This window comes from Mycoplana sp. ABR4_002 (assembly GCF_056159645.1).
In genome coordinates this window covers 1,315,530-1,330,484 of record NZ_JBSWVO010000001.1, presented here as the reverse complement: position 1 = coordinate 1,330,484, position 14,955 = coordinate 1,315,530, and the positions used below count along the sequence as shown (strand labels likewise).

Here is a 14,955-nt window from a genome sequence, read left to right as displayed (position 1 = left end):
GGCCGCCGGACAGGTCCGGCGGCCGGAGCGAGATCAGTCGGGCGCGTCCTGGCCCTCGATCAGGTAGTGGTGGCTGACGGAACCCTCGGTGCGGGCCTTCAGGTGCGGCGCGTAGGCGTCGTCCTGCATGAAGGCCAGGGCGGCGGCCTTCGACGGCCAGGCGATGATGACCCGCACGGCGGCCAGCCGCTCGCCGCCCTCGAGCTGCTCGTGGTTGGCGCTGCGCGCGAGGTATCTACCGCCGTAGGCGGCGACCCGGGCCTCGGCGCAGGGCTGATAGCCGGCGATCCAGTCCGTGCTGTGCGGGGTAACGTCGAGGACGGAATAGTAGACCATTTTTGCCTCTCTTGCGGTTGCGACCTCAGAACCCTTCGAGCACCTGCTTGCCGATGACCCGCCCGCTCTCCTGCCGGGCATGGGCGGCGCGCAGGGCGTCGACGCCGAGCTGGCCGGCGCGCGCGGTGACGGTGGATTGCAGCTCGCCGGCGTCGACCATTGCCGAGACCCGGTTGAGCAGGTCGCGCTGCACCGCGATGTCGGCAGTTCCGAACATCGACCGCGTGAACATGAACTCCCAGCTGATGCTGAGCGCCTTGGGCTTGGCGGGCTTGATGTCGAGAGCCGCCGGGTCGTCGATCAGGGCGATGTGGCCGCGCGGCGCGATCAGGTCGACGAGGGCCGGAAAATGCTGGTCGGTCGCAGTCAGCGCGGCGACGTAGCGCGGCGCCAGCCCGAGGGCCTTGATCTGGGCGGCCAGGCTCTCGCGGTGGTCGACGACGTGATCGGCCCCCATCCTGGCCACGAAGTCGCGGGTCTCCGGACGCGAGGCGGTCGCCACGACCGTCAGGCCGGTCAGGCGCTTGGCGAGCTGGATCAGGATCGAGCCGACCCCGCCGGCGCCGCCCACCACCAGCAGGCTGTCGCCGCTGCCCGCGCCCTCGGCCAGACGGAAGCTGTCGAACAGCATCTCCCAGGCGGTGATCGCCGTCAGCGGCAGGCCGGCCGCCTCGACAAAGTCGAGGCGGGACGGCTTGCGCCCGACGATGCGCTCGTCGACGGCCTGGAACTCGGCATTGCTGCCCGGGCGGGTGACGTCGCCGGCGTAGAACACCTCGTCGCCGACCGTGTAGCCGGTGACGTCCGAACCGGTCTCGACAACCACGCCGGCGGCGTCGAAGCCGAGCACGCGCGGCCCGCCCTCTGGCTGCGCGCCCGCGCGCAGCTTGACGTCCACCGGATTGACCGAGACGCCCTTCACCGCCACCAGCAGGTCGCGCGGGCGAAGTTGCGGCCTTGCCACCTCGAAGACCTTCAGCGCCTCCGGCGCATCCACCGGGCCCGCCGTCTCATATCCGATTGCCTTCATTGCGTCGCTCCAATGCGGTTGTTGCTCGGAGGGAAAATACGCATTGCCGAACACATAGAAACAGGCCAGAACTGAGTTCAGTTTTCCGTTTTCGAAGATAATCACATGGATACCAACAGCCTGCGCCTCTTCGTCATGGCCGCCGAGCGGCTGAACATCAGTGCCGCCGGGCGCGATCTCGGCCTCGGCCCGGCGGTGGCGAGCGCGTGGCTCGCCAAGCTCGAGCAGGAGCTGGGCGCGGAACTACTGCACCGTTCCACCCGCAAGGTGTCGCTGTCGCTGGAGGGGGCCGAATTCCTGCCCTATGCCCGCGAGATCCTGGCGCAGGAAGAGGCCGCGCGCGCGGCCATGGGCCACGGCGGCGCCGGCGTCACCGGCATCTTGCGCTTTACCGCCCCGAGCAGCTTCGCGCAGTTGCACATCATGCCGCTGCTGCCGGAGTTCCAGGCGCGTCACCCGGAACTGACGCTCGACCTCCGGCTGTCCGACAAGCGCTTCGACCTGATCGAGGGCAGCTACGACCTCGCCCTGCGCAGCGCACCGATGGCCGACAGCAGCCTGAAGGGACGCAGGCTGGCCGACGACGTCCGCGTCCTCTGCGCCGCTCCGGACTACCTGACGCGGCACGGAACGCCGCAGGGCCCCGACGAACTGGCCGGGCATGTCCTCATCGCCTGGGCCGACCTCTTGCCGCGGGACCTGATCAACCGCGACGGGCGAACCGCCGTGCTGGATCCGAAGGCGCTGCATTGCCGCACGGTCGTCGATGACGGCACCGCGCAGCGGCTGGCGACGGTCGCCGGCGCCGGGCTGTCGATCAACTCGCTGTGGAGCGCCGCGCACGAGATCGCCGCCGGGCGGCTGGTGCGCGTGCTGCCGGGCTGGCGGCTGAACGACCGCTCCGGGCTCTGGCTGATCTACCCCCGGTCGAACGTGCTGACGCCGAAGACGCGGGTCTTCATCGACTTCCTGATCGAGAAGCTCGGCAACCGCCCCGACTGGAGCGATTGACACGAGACCGGAGCGCCAGGCGGGCGGCTCGGGCCCCGGACCGGGCGCCTGCTGCTACGCCGCGGCCGGCCGGCGGCCTTCGATTCAGCAGCTACGTCCAGGCGGTGCTGGCGGCGCTGACCGGCGACGGGGTGATGCTGGGCTGGCGCTCGGTGGCTGGCGATCTCGTGCGCTCGCAGCAGTTCGCCCTCGCCTCTGGCGCGCCCATCCACCTGCGCAGCGGCTACTGTTTCCGCACCACCAGGATCTTCAATAAGGGGCGCAGCGTGATGCGGTTTCTCGACCGGCTGAAGGAGCAGGCGCTCGCAACGCCCGAGTTCGACGGCGGTCCCGCGCCGGCCGGCCCTAGGCCTGCGAGCGCCGCGCCGCTCCCGCGACGTGCCCAAGCCGCAGCGCGGTGGTTGGTCGCGATGGCTTTGGCCGCCGCGCTAGCCCTAATGAGCGACTTCGCGCGTGTCCGGAAACGTGCAAAGCTTGGTTTTGGCCAGGGCTTTGCTGCGATGACGACGTGTAGCGTATGTGCCGGATCCGGATGGACCTACGGGGACTACCCGGCCTGCTATTCCTGCAGCGGCAGCGGGCGGGGTGGTTTTACCGACATCGCATGCGCGGCGTGTGGCGGGTCCGGGCGGGGGTCGGCCAGGGAGCAGCTCGTATGCATCGGCTGCGGCGGCAGCGGCCGGGTTCCCGGATCGGACAGTCCGAGCAGGGCTCCATCGCCGCGCACCCGTGCGGGCAAGGCGTCGGCCACCCGGTCACGGTCGGCGCAGCCTGCGAGGCCGTGGACCCGGCGCGAACTGTACGCACTGGTCCCGGCCTTTGCCGCCTGTGCCTTCGGCCTGCACGGCTATGCCGGCCTCAGCGGCTGGTGGCTGGTGGGCGCGGCGGCGCTTTCGGCGGTCGTCCTGGTGCGTGCATGGAAGGTGCTGGCGGTGATCGCACTGGCCGCAGCAGCCCTGTGGTACGTCTCGAGGTAACAGCCGTCGCCGGAGCCGGCCGGTTCGACGCCGCGCGCGGCCGCCTCCCTACCGCGCGGCTGCGGCGAAGGCGGAAAGGATGCCCGCCAATCGCTGCGCCTCGTCTTCCCTCACCCTGCCGGCGAAGGCCGCCTCAAGCGCCGGGCGGTAGACCCGCCACATGCGGCGCTGCATGTCCCTCCCCGCCTCGGTGATCCGGACGACCTGGCCGCGGCCATCGTCGTCGCAGGCGAGCCGCTCGACCAGCCCCGCCTTCTCCATCCGATCGAGCAGGCGCGAAAGGTTGTATTGCGGGATCAGCAGTTCCCCCTGGAGCTTGACGGGACGGATCCCGTCCGGTCCGGCGCGGCGCGTTTCCAGAAGGGCGTCGTACCAGCCGAGCGGCGGCAGGCCGGCATCCTTCAGGGCGCCCTCGATGGCCTGAAGGATGCCGCTCGTCGCCCGGACCATGCGGGCCCAGGCGGTGATGTGCTCTTCGGACAGCGGCGATGGTTCGTGGCTCATGCCGCAGCCATAGCAGATACATGCAAATGCATCAAGATTGACGATCGATGCATTCGCATGTAAATAGATGCAAATGCATCTTTATGGGAGATTCCGAAATGCCCCTTGACACCCGACTCGCCCCCCTTGCGGTGACGCTCCTGCGCGTCGCGCTTGGCGTCATGTTCATCGCCCACTCGCTGTGGCTGAAGCTGTTCGTCTTCACCCTGGCCGGCACGGCACAGTTCTTCGTCTCGATCGGCCTGCCCGGCCCGCTCGCCCACCTTGTGTTCGCGGCGGAAGCGGCCGGCGGCATTCTGCTCGTGCTCGGCGTACAGAGCCGATGGGTGGCGCTGGCGCTGACGCCCATCCTCGCCGGCGCGACCTGGGTGCATTGGGAGAACGGCTGGATGTTCGCCTACACCAATGGCGGCTGGGAATATCCGCTGTACCTGACCGTGCTGGCGGTGTGCCAGTTCATGCTCGGCGACGGCCGCTACGCGCTCGTCCCCTCGTCCGTCACCCCGCTCTTCGCCGCGCCGGCACGCTGAACCGGAGGACCGCCATGAAGTCCGCACCCCGCACCGCCGCCGAAAAAGCACCAGGGCTGACCCTCGTCAGCCACGCGCTCTGTCCCTATGTGCAGCGCGCCGCCATCGCGCTGGCGGAGAAGAACGTCGCCTTCGACCGCATACTTGTCGACCTGTCCGACAAGCCCGCCTGGTTCACCGCGCTGTCGCCGCTGGGCAAGGTCCCGCTGCTGCGGGTCGCGCTGCCGGACGGCGACGAGGTGATCTTCGAATCCGCCGTGATCCTCGAATATCTCGAGGAGACGCAGCCCAACCCGCTCCACCCAGCCGAGCCGCTGGCGCGGGCACGGCACCGGGCCTGGATCGAGTTCGGCTCGGCCCAGCTCAATGCCATAGCCCGGCTCTACACCGCCACCACGGCCGAGACGCTCGACGCCGAGGCCAGCGGCCTGCGCGCGGCATTCGAGCGGCTCGAGGCCGAACTGGACCGCCGATCCGCAGGCCCGTTCTTCGACGGCGGGCAACTGTCGCTGGTCGATGCCGTGTTCGGCCCGGTCTTCCGCTATTTCGACGTGTTCGAGACGCGCGCCGGCCTGTTCCTCGTCGACGGCCTGCCGCGCATCGCCGCCTGGCGCGCCGCGCTGGCGGCGCGACCGAGCATCAAGAGCGCCGTCGGCGTCGACTACCCGGAGCGCCTCGCCGCCTTCCTCGTCGCGCGCGGCTCGGCGCTGGGGAAGCGGGTGGAGAGCCGTGCGGCTCGGCCCGCCTGACCGGCAGACGCGATCCAGGGACGCTTGGCGTCCCTATAGACCACGCTCATAACGCGACCCTGCCGTTTTGGCCGCGATAGGCGGCGGGCGGCAGGCCGTTCGCCCGGGCGAAGGCCCGGCTGAACGCCGCCTCCGAGGCGTAGCCGGCCTCGAGCGCGAGGACCGCGATGGCGACATTGCTCTCGACCAGGCGTTCGCGCGCCAGGAACAGCCGCCAGTCCCGCAGATAGGCGATGGGCGCGGTGCCAAGCACGGCGGCAAAGCGCTCGGCGATCACGCTGCGGGAGGCCCCGGCTGCGCGCGCCAGTTCGGCGATCGTCCACGGGCGGCGGGGATCGTCATGGAACAGCCGCAGGCAGCGCCCGACAATCGGATCCCTGATCGCCGCCAGCCACCCGCGAAAGCCGGCGTCCCCGCAAAGCAACTGCCGGCGCAGCACCTCCAGCAGCGCTATCTCGCTGAGCCGCTCGAGCATGGCCGGCCCGCCGCCACGCGGCGCATCCACCTCCCGCACGATCTGCGCGACGATACCGGCGAGCCAGTCGTCGTTGCGGGCGGTCGCGACGTGGATGAATTCCGGAAGGGACTGGCGAAACGGCGCGAAATGCATCGCCTCGCAGCGGACGTAACCGCACAGCATGCGCACGACGCGTTCGCCCGCGCCAAACCGCAGGATCGGCGTTTCGGGCCATGGTGGCGGCGTCAGAGCGCCGCCCGGGTCGATCTCGGGCCCGTCCGTGCCGGCGCCGAGCTGATGCGGCGTGCCGAACGGAAACGCGGTAATATCCCCCTCCTCCAGCACCGTCCGAACGCCGCCGATCTCGATCCAGCACGAACCGCCGGCGAGAATGTGAAAGCCGATCGCGTCCTTGGGCTTGTAGGGGGCGGGCGCCGCATCGGTGACCCAGTTTCCGGACGGCATGAAGCAATACTGCATCGAGTCGGTAATCCGCACGCGCTGAAGCGCCAGCGCAAGCAGCGCGGCGAGCGCCGCCTCGCCCTCTCCCGGCTTCGCGATCAACGCTTTCGGACGCACGGCCAATGCCGACAACTCCTGCAAGGGCTAATGTTTCGAAGTCTTGCCAACAGCGGAGGCTAACATGAGTGCCGGTACCGAAAAACTGGTCGTCCTGCTGACCAGGGGCATCGATTCCGAACTGTCGTCCGTCGCCTTCACCATCGCCAATGGCGGCATCACCGCCGGACTTCAGGTGTTCATCTTCCTGACCAGCTCGGCGATCGACCTGGTCCGCCGCAACGGCCAGCAGATGACGCACGTTCCCCCGCTCGATCCGCTGGCGCGGCTGATCTCGGACTTCCAGGCGCGCGGCGGCACGATCTGGGCCTGCCCGCCCTGCGTCACGGCCAGGGGCTACGGCCAGGACGACCTCCTGGCCGGGGTCATCATCGCCGGCGCCAGCGTCATGCACGAAGAGATCAAGAAGGGCGCAGCAACGCTGTCCTTCTGACCGGCGACCGCGGCCGCCCGCCCCGCCCCCTGCAAATCTGCAGGCTGCAGCGGCAGCATTGCGGCTGCCGCCCGCGAAGCATCTGCTCTAAGCCTGGCCCGCAACCGCCGCGATGGACGCGGCGGGATCAGAGTGGAGCTCATGGCATGACCGATACCGAACGCAACCGCGCCGTCGTGGCCGCCTATGTCGACGCGATGAACGCCGGCGATCTCGACCGCCTTCAGGTGCTTTTTACCCCCGGCGCCCATATCCAGGGGGTGACGGGCGCCGGCGGGCTGGACTTCGCCCTGCCGATCTGGCGGCAGCTGCATGACGGCCTGAACATGCATCTCGAGGTCAAGGAGATGGTCGCCGAGGGCGACCGGGTCGCCGTGCGCTACCGCGAACGCGGGCGCTGGACCGGCCCGTTCCTCGGCTTCACGGAGCCGACCGGGCGCGAATACGAGCTGGTCGCGCTGGAATGGTTCGAAATCCGCGACGGCCGCATCGCCGGGCGCTGGGCCGCGCGCGACGCGGCCGCGCAGGCCCGTCAGGTAGGCTTCCCGTCCGCCGCCGGTCCCGCCGCATCGATGGGCGCCAGGCGCGCCTGAGCGGGGTCGCCGAGGCGCCCGCGGATCTCGGCAAAGCGCGCCGCCACGGCGTCGGCGAAGGCCCGCACGTGCGGCGCATGCCGCTGGGCGGCGCGCTGCAGCAGCCAGATCGGCGCGCTGATCGTGAGCTCCGGCAGGCAGGCAATGAGCGCGGGATCGTCGCCGGCGGCGAAATAGGGCAGCGGCCCGATGCCCACGCCGGACCGCACCGCGGCCACCAGGTTCGGCACCGAATTGCAGCGCAGCGCCACCGGCGCCTCCGGCGCCAGCCCGGCCACCCAGGCGTGCGCCGGCAGGTTCAGCAGCGCGCCGCTGCCGGCGATCACCCGGTGCCGGCGCAGCGCCGCCGGCGTGTCGGGCAGGCCGTGACGCTCGGCATAGGCCCGGGCGGCGAACAGGCCCCACCGGCTGTCGCCGATCCGCCGCCCGACGATCTCGGGCTCGGTATCGGGGGGGCCGAGCCGGATGGCGATGTCGGCCTCGCCGGCGCGCAGGTCGAGCCTTCGGTCATCGGCAAGGAGTTCGACCTCGAGCCCGGGCAGGCTGTCGCGCAGCTCCGCCACGAGCGGGGCGATCACGCCCATGGCCAGAAGCTCGGTCGTCGTCACCCGCAGCACGCCCGCCACCTCGCGGCGCCAAGACCCGGCCGCGGCCTCCAGCGCCTCGGCGCCCTGCCCGACGCGCCGCGCCAGCGCCACGGCGTCGCGGCCGCGCCGCGTCGGCACGAAACCGCCGGCGCGGCGCTCGAACAGCACGACGCCGAGCGCCCGCTCCAGCACGTCGATGCGCCGCGCCACCGTCGTCTGGTTGACGCGCAACCGCCGCGCGGCGGCCGTGGTCGAGCCGGCCTCGGCGACGGCGATCAGATAGCGGAGATCGTTCCAGTCGAACATGGACGCCATCCAAACCAAGGCACAAGGCGCCGGTCAAGCGCCGTCGTTAGCCTCGACGCCCAACCGGCAGCAACAACGTCGCTCCTCGCCGGCGGGACACGGCGCGCAGGTTGTTCGAGCGACACCTGACCTCCTGGGTGTTCAATGACAGAAGGCCCTCTCCCCCCGCTACAACAATGGTGCAAGCACGCCCCGCCGATCATGTCCCGCGCCGGCTATGGCCAGAACGCATGCGCCTCCCTTGGCACGCGCAGTTTTCCAAGCGATACCCGCAAGGATACCCGCTTTTGCGTACTATGCAGCGGGTCTCGGTGAATGGAGCTTGGGTGACGTCCCACAAGGTCGGCTAGTTCCTCAAGAGACATATAGTGATCGCCGGGGCGGGCGTTGTGGACCCCATGGATGGCTATGGCGAGGAACGTCACGAATACCCTGACCGGCACTTCCAGCGTGTCTGACTGTTTGTCCATCAGGAAGCGGGCGTCGCCCACGGGCTGGAAGGCGTCACGCAAAACCACGGTCGCCATGGGCGGCCCGTAGACACTCCCGGAATCTCTGCAGCATCGCGCTGTCGGCCAGGCCGCGCTTGAAGATGAAGGCCATCGGTTTGCGGTAGTATGCAAGTTCCGGCAGCACGGCGCGCATGCGGCCGACGCTCTCCCACTGCTGGGCATAATGGACCGGCAGGAAACCGATGAAATGCCCGCTCAAGATCAGCATGGCCGCGCCCTCGTTGTTGAACACCGTCGCACGCGGGGTGAACTCGAGCCGCGACCGATAGACCGTCGTATCGACGAAATAGCCCCAGTCGACGTAGTTCGCCTCGCGCAGGTCGCCAAGCGAGACGGCATCATCGCCGCGAGCGAAGAAGGGATGCGCGTCACCGCAGTAGAGATAAGCGTCCTCGGTGAAGACATACTCATGGTCGAGACCGTCGATTGCGTGGTGAAAGGGCACCAGCCCCGCCCGATAGCGCCCTTCGGTCACTCCACGCTCAATCTCATTTGCGGACGAAATGTTGATCCTTAGATGAACGTCCGGGGCTTCTCGATGGAACATCTCAAACGCGCGCTCCAGTCGCGCTTCCGGGTTCTTCAGCACGCCGTCGGCGAAGGCGATGTCGAATACGCCGCTAAGATAGCCGTGAATCCCGGCAATTTCGTTGGAGAAGGCGTTGACCGTGCCCAGGAGATTGCGCGTCGCCTGATAGACCCGCTCCCCGGCCGCAGTCAGCGCGAAGCCATGCCGGCCGCGCTCGCACAGCTTGATGCCGAACCGTGTTTCGAGGTCGGCCAGGTGCTTGCTGATGGTTGAACGGTCCAGGTTCAGCTCAATTCCGGCAGGCGTTATCCCGCCGCACTCGACGATCGTCCCGAATATTCGCAGCAGGCGCAGATCAATGTCGGTAATCGTTCCCCGAAAGGGCCGCGTTGTGTTCATCCCCTAATCCCTCGGAACCGGTGCAGCAGCAAGCTGTCCCGATACCGCCCCGTAAAGGGTTGTGCGCTGCATCGGCCGCCTGTCGGCAGCGCAGATGATAGAAGACAGATGCGCAGCCGTCATCTCTGATCCGTGCGCGCCCCCTGAGGACCGGGTGATGGTCTCATCCATCAGGGTTCCGCCGATATCATTTGCGCCGGCCTTCAAGGCGGCCGTCACGCCTTCCTCTCCGAGCTTCACCCATGACGCCTGAATATTCGGGACGAAGGGGCTCAGCACCAGTCGAGCCACCGCATGCATCAGCAAGGCCTCGCGCAGCGACGGGCCGGCGCGGCTCTTGCCTTGCAGGAATATGGGGGCCTCATGGGCAACGAACGGAAGCGGCACGAACTCGGTGAACCCGCCGGACATCCGGGCAGCCTCGCGAAGACGCAACAGGTGCCGCGCCCAGTGTTCGTAGCGGTCGACATGGCCAAACATGATGGTCGACGTGGACCTCAAGCCAAGCCCGTGCGCCACGCGCATCACCTCGAACCATTCGCTCGTCGTCAGCTTGTCGTGGCACAAGACAGCACGAACCTCGTCATCGAGGATCTCGGCAGCGGTGCCGGGCAGACTATTGAGCCCTGCGGCGACCAGACGCGACAGGAAGCTCTCCAGGGAAGAACCCAGCGTTTTGGCGCCTTGCATGATTTCCAACGGCGAGAAGGCGTGGATATGTACGCCGGGCGCTGCCTCGCGCACGGCAGCGCAAATGTCCAGGTAGGTCTTGCCGGTGTATTCCGGATGTATGCCACCTTGCAGACAAACCTCGGTGGCTCCGCGCGCCCAAGCCTCCGACACGCGACGCTGGATCTCCTCAAGACCGATGTTATAGGGTTTGCCTCGCAGATGCGCGTGCGTCTTGCCCTTGGAAAATCCGCAGAACCGGCATTTGAAGTAGCAGATGTTGGTATAATTGATGTTCCGGTTGACCACATAGGTGACGGTGTCCCCGTGCGTCTCGGCCCGCAACTGGTCCGCAGCGGCAAGGACGTCGGTAAAGTCATCATCGCGACTGGCGAACAGCCGTACGATGTCCTGCTCGTCGAAGGCACTGCGTTCCGGGCGGAACCGCGCCAGTACCGATTGCGCCTGCGACAGGTTGCGGATGTTCGACCCCGCGCGGCCGTTCGGAAGGCGCCTGGCAACCCGGTCCGGCAGCGCTCGGCTGCGCCCGGTCATCCAGCTGTCGGAGCGGGCATAGCCCTGGGCGTCGGTCAGCCGGTCGATTGCACCGTGTACTGCCGGGTCGGCCCACTCGTCCTTGCCCACGACGTACCGAGGGTAAATCGTCAAGCGCTCTTCAAGCCCGAAGCCGATTGCGGACAATTCGGCCTCGAGATGGGCAATCTCCGGCCATGGCGCTTCGGGGTTCACGTGGTCCGGGGTAACCGGCGAAATCCCGCCCCAGTCGTTGATTCCTGCTCCGATCAACGCCACGGTCGCGCCCGGATTGAGGTTGGGCGGCGCCTGTATACTGATATCGGCGGGAAGGACGACCCTGGCCACGGCGATGGTCCACAACAGCTCGTCCAGCGGCAGGTCGGGAGCATCGGCCATTCGTGTTCCAGGCTTTGCCCGGAAGTTCTGGATGATGACTTCCTGAATATGACGGAACTCCCTGTGAAGCTCGGCGATAGCCCGCAGGTCGGCCAGCCGTTCGGCGCGACTTTCGCCAATCCCCACCAGCAGGCCCGTTGTCGTGGGAACATGGGCGCGGCCGAGCGCACGGAGCGTTTCCATTCGCTTCGCAGGCAGCTTGTCCGGCGAACCGTGATGGGGCATTCCCGGCGCTGCGAGGCGCGCGGCCCCGGATTCCAGCATCAGCCCTGCAGATGCCGAGACCGCCCGGAGCCGTTCGATCTCCGCGTCGGACAGCAGGCCGGCGTTGATGTGCGGGATGAGCCCCGTCTCTGCCAAAACGACCCGCGCGGTCTCGATGAGGTAGTCGATCGTCGAGCTGAATCCCATGTCGGCGAGCGCCTGTCGGGCATCGTCATAGCGCGCCTCCGGCTTGTCACCGAGGGTGAACAGCGCTTCCTTGCACCCTGCGCGCTCGCCCGCGCGGGCGATCTCGAGGACCTCCGCGACGGAAAGATACGGTGCCTTCAACGTCTTCGGCCGGGTGGCAAACGTGCAGTAGTGGCACACGTCGCGACAGAGCCGGGTCAGCGGAATGAAGACCTTCCGCGAATAGGTCATCGTGCGGCCCCAGGCGCGGGTACGGATCGCCGCAGCACGCGGCGCAATTTCGCTGGCCGGCAGCGACAGCAGCGGATCGGACTTGTTCTGGCGGCGAGCGCGACCGGCGGCCCCGACAGCGAATTCGGCGAACAGCGTCAGGACCTCCGGCCCCGGGCTCAGGCCGGACGCCGGTCCGTCCTGCATCTGCGTAAGATCATCGGTCGTATCCATGTCCCAGGACAGGTCGAACCGGCTGAGCGACACACAGGCATGCCCGGCTCGGTGCGCCCTTTCCATGTGCAGGTCATGGCTTCGCGGACCGTAGGCGAGGTCAAAGGCAAGCGGCAGATGGGTGCACAGCACGTTGGTACCCTCGCCCGCCAGGTCACCAATCACAAAGCTGGCCTGGCGCGAAGCCTTGGCCCACAGCCAGTGGATCGCCTTCTGGCCGGCGAGCGGCAGGTCGGAATGAAGGAATATGACCCGGCGGAAGCCGCGCGCCGCGAGAACCGTGGCCGCTTTCTCCGCCGAGCCGTTGAGCCCGCCTTCATTGCCGTCCGGGATCAGGCCGAACCCATGTCCGCGTGCGATGTCGGCCGCGCCTGCGTCGGCTGTCGCCACGAACACCTGCCCAGGCGGCACGACGGTGGCCATCGCAGCCGCCTGATCGGCCAACATCGCCAGGGCCAGGCGCTGCCGCATCGGCGCGTCGAGCACGCCGGAAAGCCGCGATTTGGCGTTAGGGCCGCCCTTGAACAGTACGACCAGCGCAAGATCACTCACGTTCGTGCGTTTCATGCCCACCCCCGATTTCGTGGATCAGCCCAAGGCATGCTTCCGCCAGCCGGACTGCGTCTTCCGATTCGATCATGACAATGTTGGTCGCGTGCACACGCATACGCCCGGTCCATTCGGCTGGCACATCTGCGCGATCAACGACCAGAACATCGACCAGCCCCGCATAGTGCGCAGCCAGCGCGGCCGGGTCGGTCGCAAGGCCGAGTTCCGCGCTCATCTTCGCCGCGGGGCCCTTCAGCGCCCGCCCGCCGACAAACGGGGAAACGGCGACGACCGGGCAGGACCGCTCGTTCAGTGCCTGCCTCACCCCCGGCAGGGACAGAATCGGATCCACGCTGACGAAGGGGTTCGAGGGGCAGATCACGATTCCGTCGAAGCCCTGGCCCGTCAGTTGACGTGCCGCCCGCGCGCTTGCGGCCCCCTCAAACCGGACGCCACGGATCGCGGGATGGCATTGCCGCGCCACAAAATACTCCTGGAACGGCAAGTCGCCCTCGTCGGTACAAACGATCGTCGCGACCGGATCATCGCTCATCGGCACCACGGCCGCCGCAATACCGAGGGCACGGGCGATACGTCCCGTCGCCTCGCTCAGCGTTTCGCCGCCACGCAATCCGGCGGTGCGCAGCACGTGCGTCGCAAGATCGCGGTCACCGAGCTGGAACCAATCCGGACCGCCAAGTTGCCGCACCGCTTCGAGAAACGCCCAGCTCTCATCGCTCCGCCCCCATCCGCGCTGCCGGTCATTCAGCCCCGCCAGGGCATAGCAAACGCTGTCGATATCCGGACAGATGCGAAGCCCAAGATGGTCGAAGTCGTCTCCCGTATTCACCACCACCGTCAGCTGTTCGGCCAGCAGTTGCGCGAGCCCGGCGGCGAGTTTCGCACCTCCGACGCCGCCGCTGAGGGCCAGAATCCTGGGCCGCCCGCTCATGAGAATAAGTCCTGTTCCACCGGCCGGATCAGATCCGCCGTGTTGCCGCCGGGATCGAGGCTGAGCCCGCGGATGCGCACGGCGGGAACGCCTTCCCGGCCCTGCCCCATCAACAACGATGCGGCGGCGGCGATCTCGTCGCCGACAGCCTGCTGCGAAACCTCGAGCCGCCGTCCGAAGAGGTCGGGCTGGCCGCGCAGGTCGAGAAGCGGCGAAAGCCCCGCCGACCCGATACACGTGCCAGTCGTACCGACGCGCCAGGCCCGACCGAAACTGTCGGCAATCACGACACCGGGCAGTACGCCGAAGCGCCGGCCGAGCGACTCCCGGATGCGGTCGGCGCTCGCGTCGGGATCGACCGGCAGCAACAGCGCGACAGTGCCTGCTTCCTGCGAGACATTGGACTGGTCAATCCCGGCATTGGCCATGACGTGACCCAGTCTGTGGCGGACGATCAGTACGTCTTTCGCCACACGGACGACGGAAAGACTTTCTCTCAGAACCAGCTCGACCAGCGCGGGGTCCTTGCCGCAGGCTGCCGCCAGTTCCAGCGCCCGATCGCCCGGCGTGACCTCGGCGAGCCGGACCGCACGGGCTTCGGCCTTCGAGACAATCTTCTGGGCCACTACGACAACGTCGCCCGTCTCAAGGCCCCCGATGCGCTCGAGCGAGGCGGCCAAGAGCTCGGCTACATCGTCCCCCGCCCGTACGAGCGGGACTTCCGGTAGCGAGGAGAGACCGAGGGCCGAGCTAGTGGTCATCCGTGTGCCGCCATGATCCGCACGCCGGCACCCTTGATCTTGTGCCGGCGGTTGATGGAGATGAGAATCGAGGTCATCGCCTCGACCCCAACCGAGTTCGCAATCGGCCCGGCCTCCCAGGCCTTCAGGCCGATAGCCTCCACCAGGTCCGCGACACTGCGCAGCGCCTCGGGATCGTCGGCACAAACCAGAACGTCGCAGTTGAGATCCTCTTCCCCGCCGAGATGGGCCGCGGAAATGTTCTGAAAGGCGGCCACCACGCGCACCTTGTCGCCGAGCATGCGCTGCGCCTGGACGCAGGCGGATCCTTCCGCCGGGATCGCGACCGTGCCGACCTTGGGCGGATTGAGGCAGACGGTCGCGTCGATAAGAATCTTGCCCGAGAGGGCGCCGGCGATGCCTTGCAACGTTTCCGTATGGGAGGAATACGGGACAGTCACCGCTATGACATCGCCGACGCGCGCCGCGGCCTCGTTGGACATGGCCGCTATCCGGGCATTTGGGATCCTGTCCAGCAGCGCACGCGCCGCGGTCTCCGCCTTTGACGGATCGCGCGACCCAATGATTACCGAAATTCCGTGACGCGCGAGGCGTTCGGCGAGCGCGCCGCCAAGTCCGCCCGTGCCTCCGACGATGGCAATCTTCTGTTCCCTGATGGACATTCGACACTCCAGTATGTTTGCTTGTTTGGCGCACGGCGCACC

The 14,955-nt window shown here is 67.9% G+C and carries 17 protein-coding genes; 6 read left to right on the top strand and 11 right to left on the bottom strand.

Annotated features, from left to right (window positions below):
- Nucleotides 1–33: 33 nt before the first annotated feature.
- Both ACXAGF_RS06345 and ACXAGF_RS06340 read right to left on the bottom strand, forming a co-directional pair.
- Nucleotides 34–336, bottom strand: a complete 303-nt coding sequence (locus tag ACXAGF_RS06345; protein WP_475015359.1) for a DUF1330 domain-containing protein — start codon at nt 334–336, stop codon at nt 34–36.
- Between the two features lie 25 nt (nt 337–361).
- A complete protein-coding gene (locus tag ACXAGF_RS06340) occupies nt 362–1,366 on the bottom strand; it encodes a zinc-binding alcohol dehydrogenase family protein (protein ID WP_475015357.1) in 1,005 nt (334 codons plus the stop codon).
- 105 nt (nt 1,367–1,471) lie between these two features.
- Here ACXAGF_RS06340 and ACXAGF_RS06335 point away from each other — a divergent pair, with 105 nt between their 5' ends.
- The gene (locus ACXAGF_RS06335) at nt 1,472–2,377 is read left to right on the top strand and encodes a LysR family transcriptional regulator (RefSeq protein ID WP_475015355.1); all 906 of its coding nucleotides are present in this window, start codon (nt 1,472–1,474) and stop codon (nt 2,375–2,377) included.
- A 104-nt stretch (nt 2,378–2,481) separates the two neighbouring features.
- On the top strand, nt 2,482–3,354 hold the full coding sequence (locus ACXAGF_RS06330; protein WP_475015353.1) for a hypothetical protein: 873 nt from the start codon (nt 2,482–2,484) through the stop codon (nt 3,352–3,354).
- A gap of 48 nt (nt 3,355–3,402) precedes the next feature.
- Here ACXAGF_RS06330 and ACXAGF_RS06325 read toward each other — a convergent pair whose 3' ends face one another.
- Nucleotides 3,403–3,858, bottom strand: coding sequence for a MarR family winged helix-turn-helix transcriptional regulator (locus tag ACXAGF_RS06325; protein ID WP_475015351.1), 456 nt, complete (start codon nt 3,856–3,858; stop codon nt 3,403–3,405).
- Nucleotides 3,859–3,956: 98 nt separating this feature from the next.
- Here ACXAGF_RS06325 and ACXAGF_RS06320 point away from each other — a divergent pair, with 98 nt between their 5' ends.
- Both ACXAGF_RS06320 and ACXAGF_RS06315 read left to right on the top strand, forming a co-directional pair.
- The gene (locus tag ACXAGF_RS06320) at nt 3,957–4,388 is read left to right on the top strand and encodes a DoxX family protein (protein ID WP_475015350.1); all 432 of its coding nucleotides are present in this window, start codon (nt 3,957–3,959) and stop codon (nt 4,386–4,388) included.
- 14 nt (nt 4,389–4,402) lie between these two features.
- Complete coding sequence (locus tag ACXAGF_RS06315; RefSeq protein ID WP_475015348.1) at nt 4,403–5,137, top strand: glutathione S-transferase family protein; 735 nt, start codon at nt 4,403–4,405, stop codon at nt 5,135–5,137.
- 46 nt (nt 5,138–5,183) lie between these two features.
- Here ACXAGF_RS06315 and ACXAGF_RS06310 read toward each other — a convergent pair whose 3' ends face one another.
- Nucleotides 5,184–6,173 carry an AraC family transcriptional regulator gene (locus tag ACXAGF_RS06310; RefSeq protein WP_475019227.1) on the bottom strand — a complete coding sequence of 330 codons (990 nt, stop codon included), beginning with the start codon at nt 6,171–6,173 and terminating at the stop codon, nt 5,184–5,186.
- A gap of 64 nt (nt 6,174–6,237) precedes the next feature.
- Here ACXAGF_RS06310 and ACXAGF_RS06305 point away from each other — a divergent pair, with 64 nt between their 5' ends.
- Both ACXAGF_RS06305 and ACXAGF_RS06300 read left to right on the top strand, forming a co-directional pair.
- The gene (locus tag ACXAGF_RS06305) at nt 6,238–6,606 is read left to right on the top strand and encodes a DsrE family protein (RefSeq protein ID WP_475015346.1); all 369 of its coding nucleotides are present in this window, start codon (nt 6,238–6,240) and stop codon (nt 6,604–6,606) included.
- Nucleotides 6,607–6,752: 146 nt separating this feature from the next.
- Entirely contained in the window at nt 6,753–7,199 is a 447-nt protein-coding gene (locus tag ACXAGF_RS06300) for an ester cyclase (protein WP_475015344.1), read from the top strand.
- Here the strand turns inward: ACXAGF_RS06300 and ACXAGF_RS06295 are convergent.
- From ACXAGF_RS06295 to npdG, 7 genes are all read right to left on the bottom strand, one after another.
- Nucleotides 7,139–8,092 (bottom strand): LysR family transcriptional regulator, encoded by a 954-nt coding sequence (locus tag ACXAGF_RS06295; protein WP_475015342.1) that lies wholly within the window; start codon nt 8,090–8,092, stop codon nt 7,139–7,141. The two genes, ACXAGF_RS06300 and ACXAGF_RS06295, sit on opposite strands and share 61 nt — an antisense overlap.
- Nucleotides 8,093–8,307: 215 nt before the next feature.
- The gene (locus tag ACXAGF_RS06290; RefSeq protein ID WP_475015340.1) at nt 8,308–8,619 is read right to left on the bottom strand and encodes a hypothetical protein; all 312 of its coding nucleotides are present in this window, start codon (nt 8,617–8,619) and stop codon (nt 8,308–8,310) included.
- Entirely contained in the window at nt 8,597–9,532 is a 936-nt protein-coding gene (locus ACXAGF_RS06285; RefSeq protein ID WP_475015339.1) for a LysR family transcriptional regulator, read from the bottom strand. Before ACXAGF_RS06285 ends, ACXAGF_RS06290 begins: the two co-directional genes overlap by 23 nt.
- 3 nt (nt 9,533–9,535) lie before the next feature.
- The gene (cofH, locus tag ACXAGF_RS06280; RefSeq protein ID WP_475015337.1) at nt 9,536–12,556 is read right to left on the bottom strand and encodes a 5-amino-6-(D-ribitylamino)uracil--L-tyrosine 4-hydroxyphenyl transferase CofH; all 3,021 of its coding nucleotides are present in this window, start codon (nt 12,554–12,556) and stop codon (nt 9,536–9,538) included.
- Nucleotides 12,534–13,490, bottom strand: a complete 957-nt coding sequence (gene cofD / locus ACXAGF_RS06275) for a 2-phospho-L-lactate transferase (RefSeq protein WP_475015335.1) — start codon at nt 13,488–13,490, stop codon at nt 12,534–12,536. The genes cofH and cofD overlap by 23 nt, the downstream gene beginning before the upstream one ends.
- Nucleotides 13,487–14,251: a coenzyme F420-0:L-glutamate ligase gene (cofE, locus tag ACXAGF_RS06270; RefSeq protein WP_475015333.1), complete on the bottom strand. Its 765-nt coding sequence runs from the start codon at nt 14,249–14,251 to the stop codon at nt 13,487–13,489. The genes cofD and cofE overlap by 4 nt, the downstream gene beginning before the upstream one ends.
- Nucleotides 14,248–14,913 (bottom strand): NADPH-dependent F420 reductase, encoded by a 666-nt coding sequence (gene npdG / locus ACXAGF_RS06265; RefSeq protein WP_475015332.1) that lies wholly within the window; start codon nt 14,911–14,913, stop codon nt 14,248–14,250. The genes cofE and npdG overlap by 4 nt, the downstream gene beginning before the upstream one ends.
- Nucleotides 14,914–14,955 lie beyond the last annotated feature (42 nt).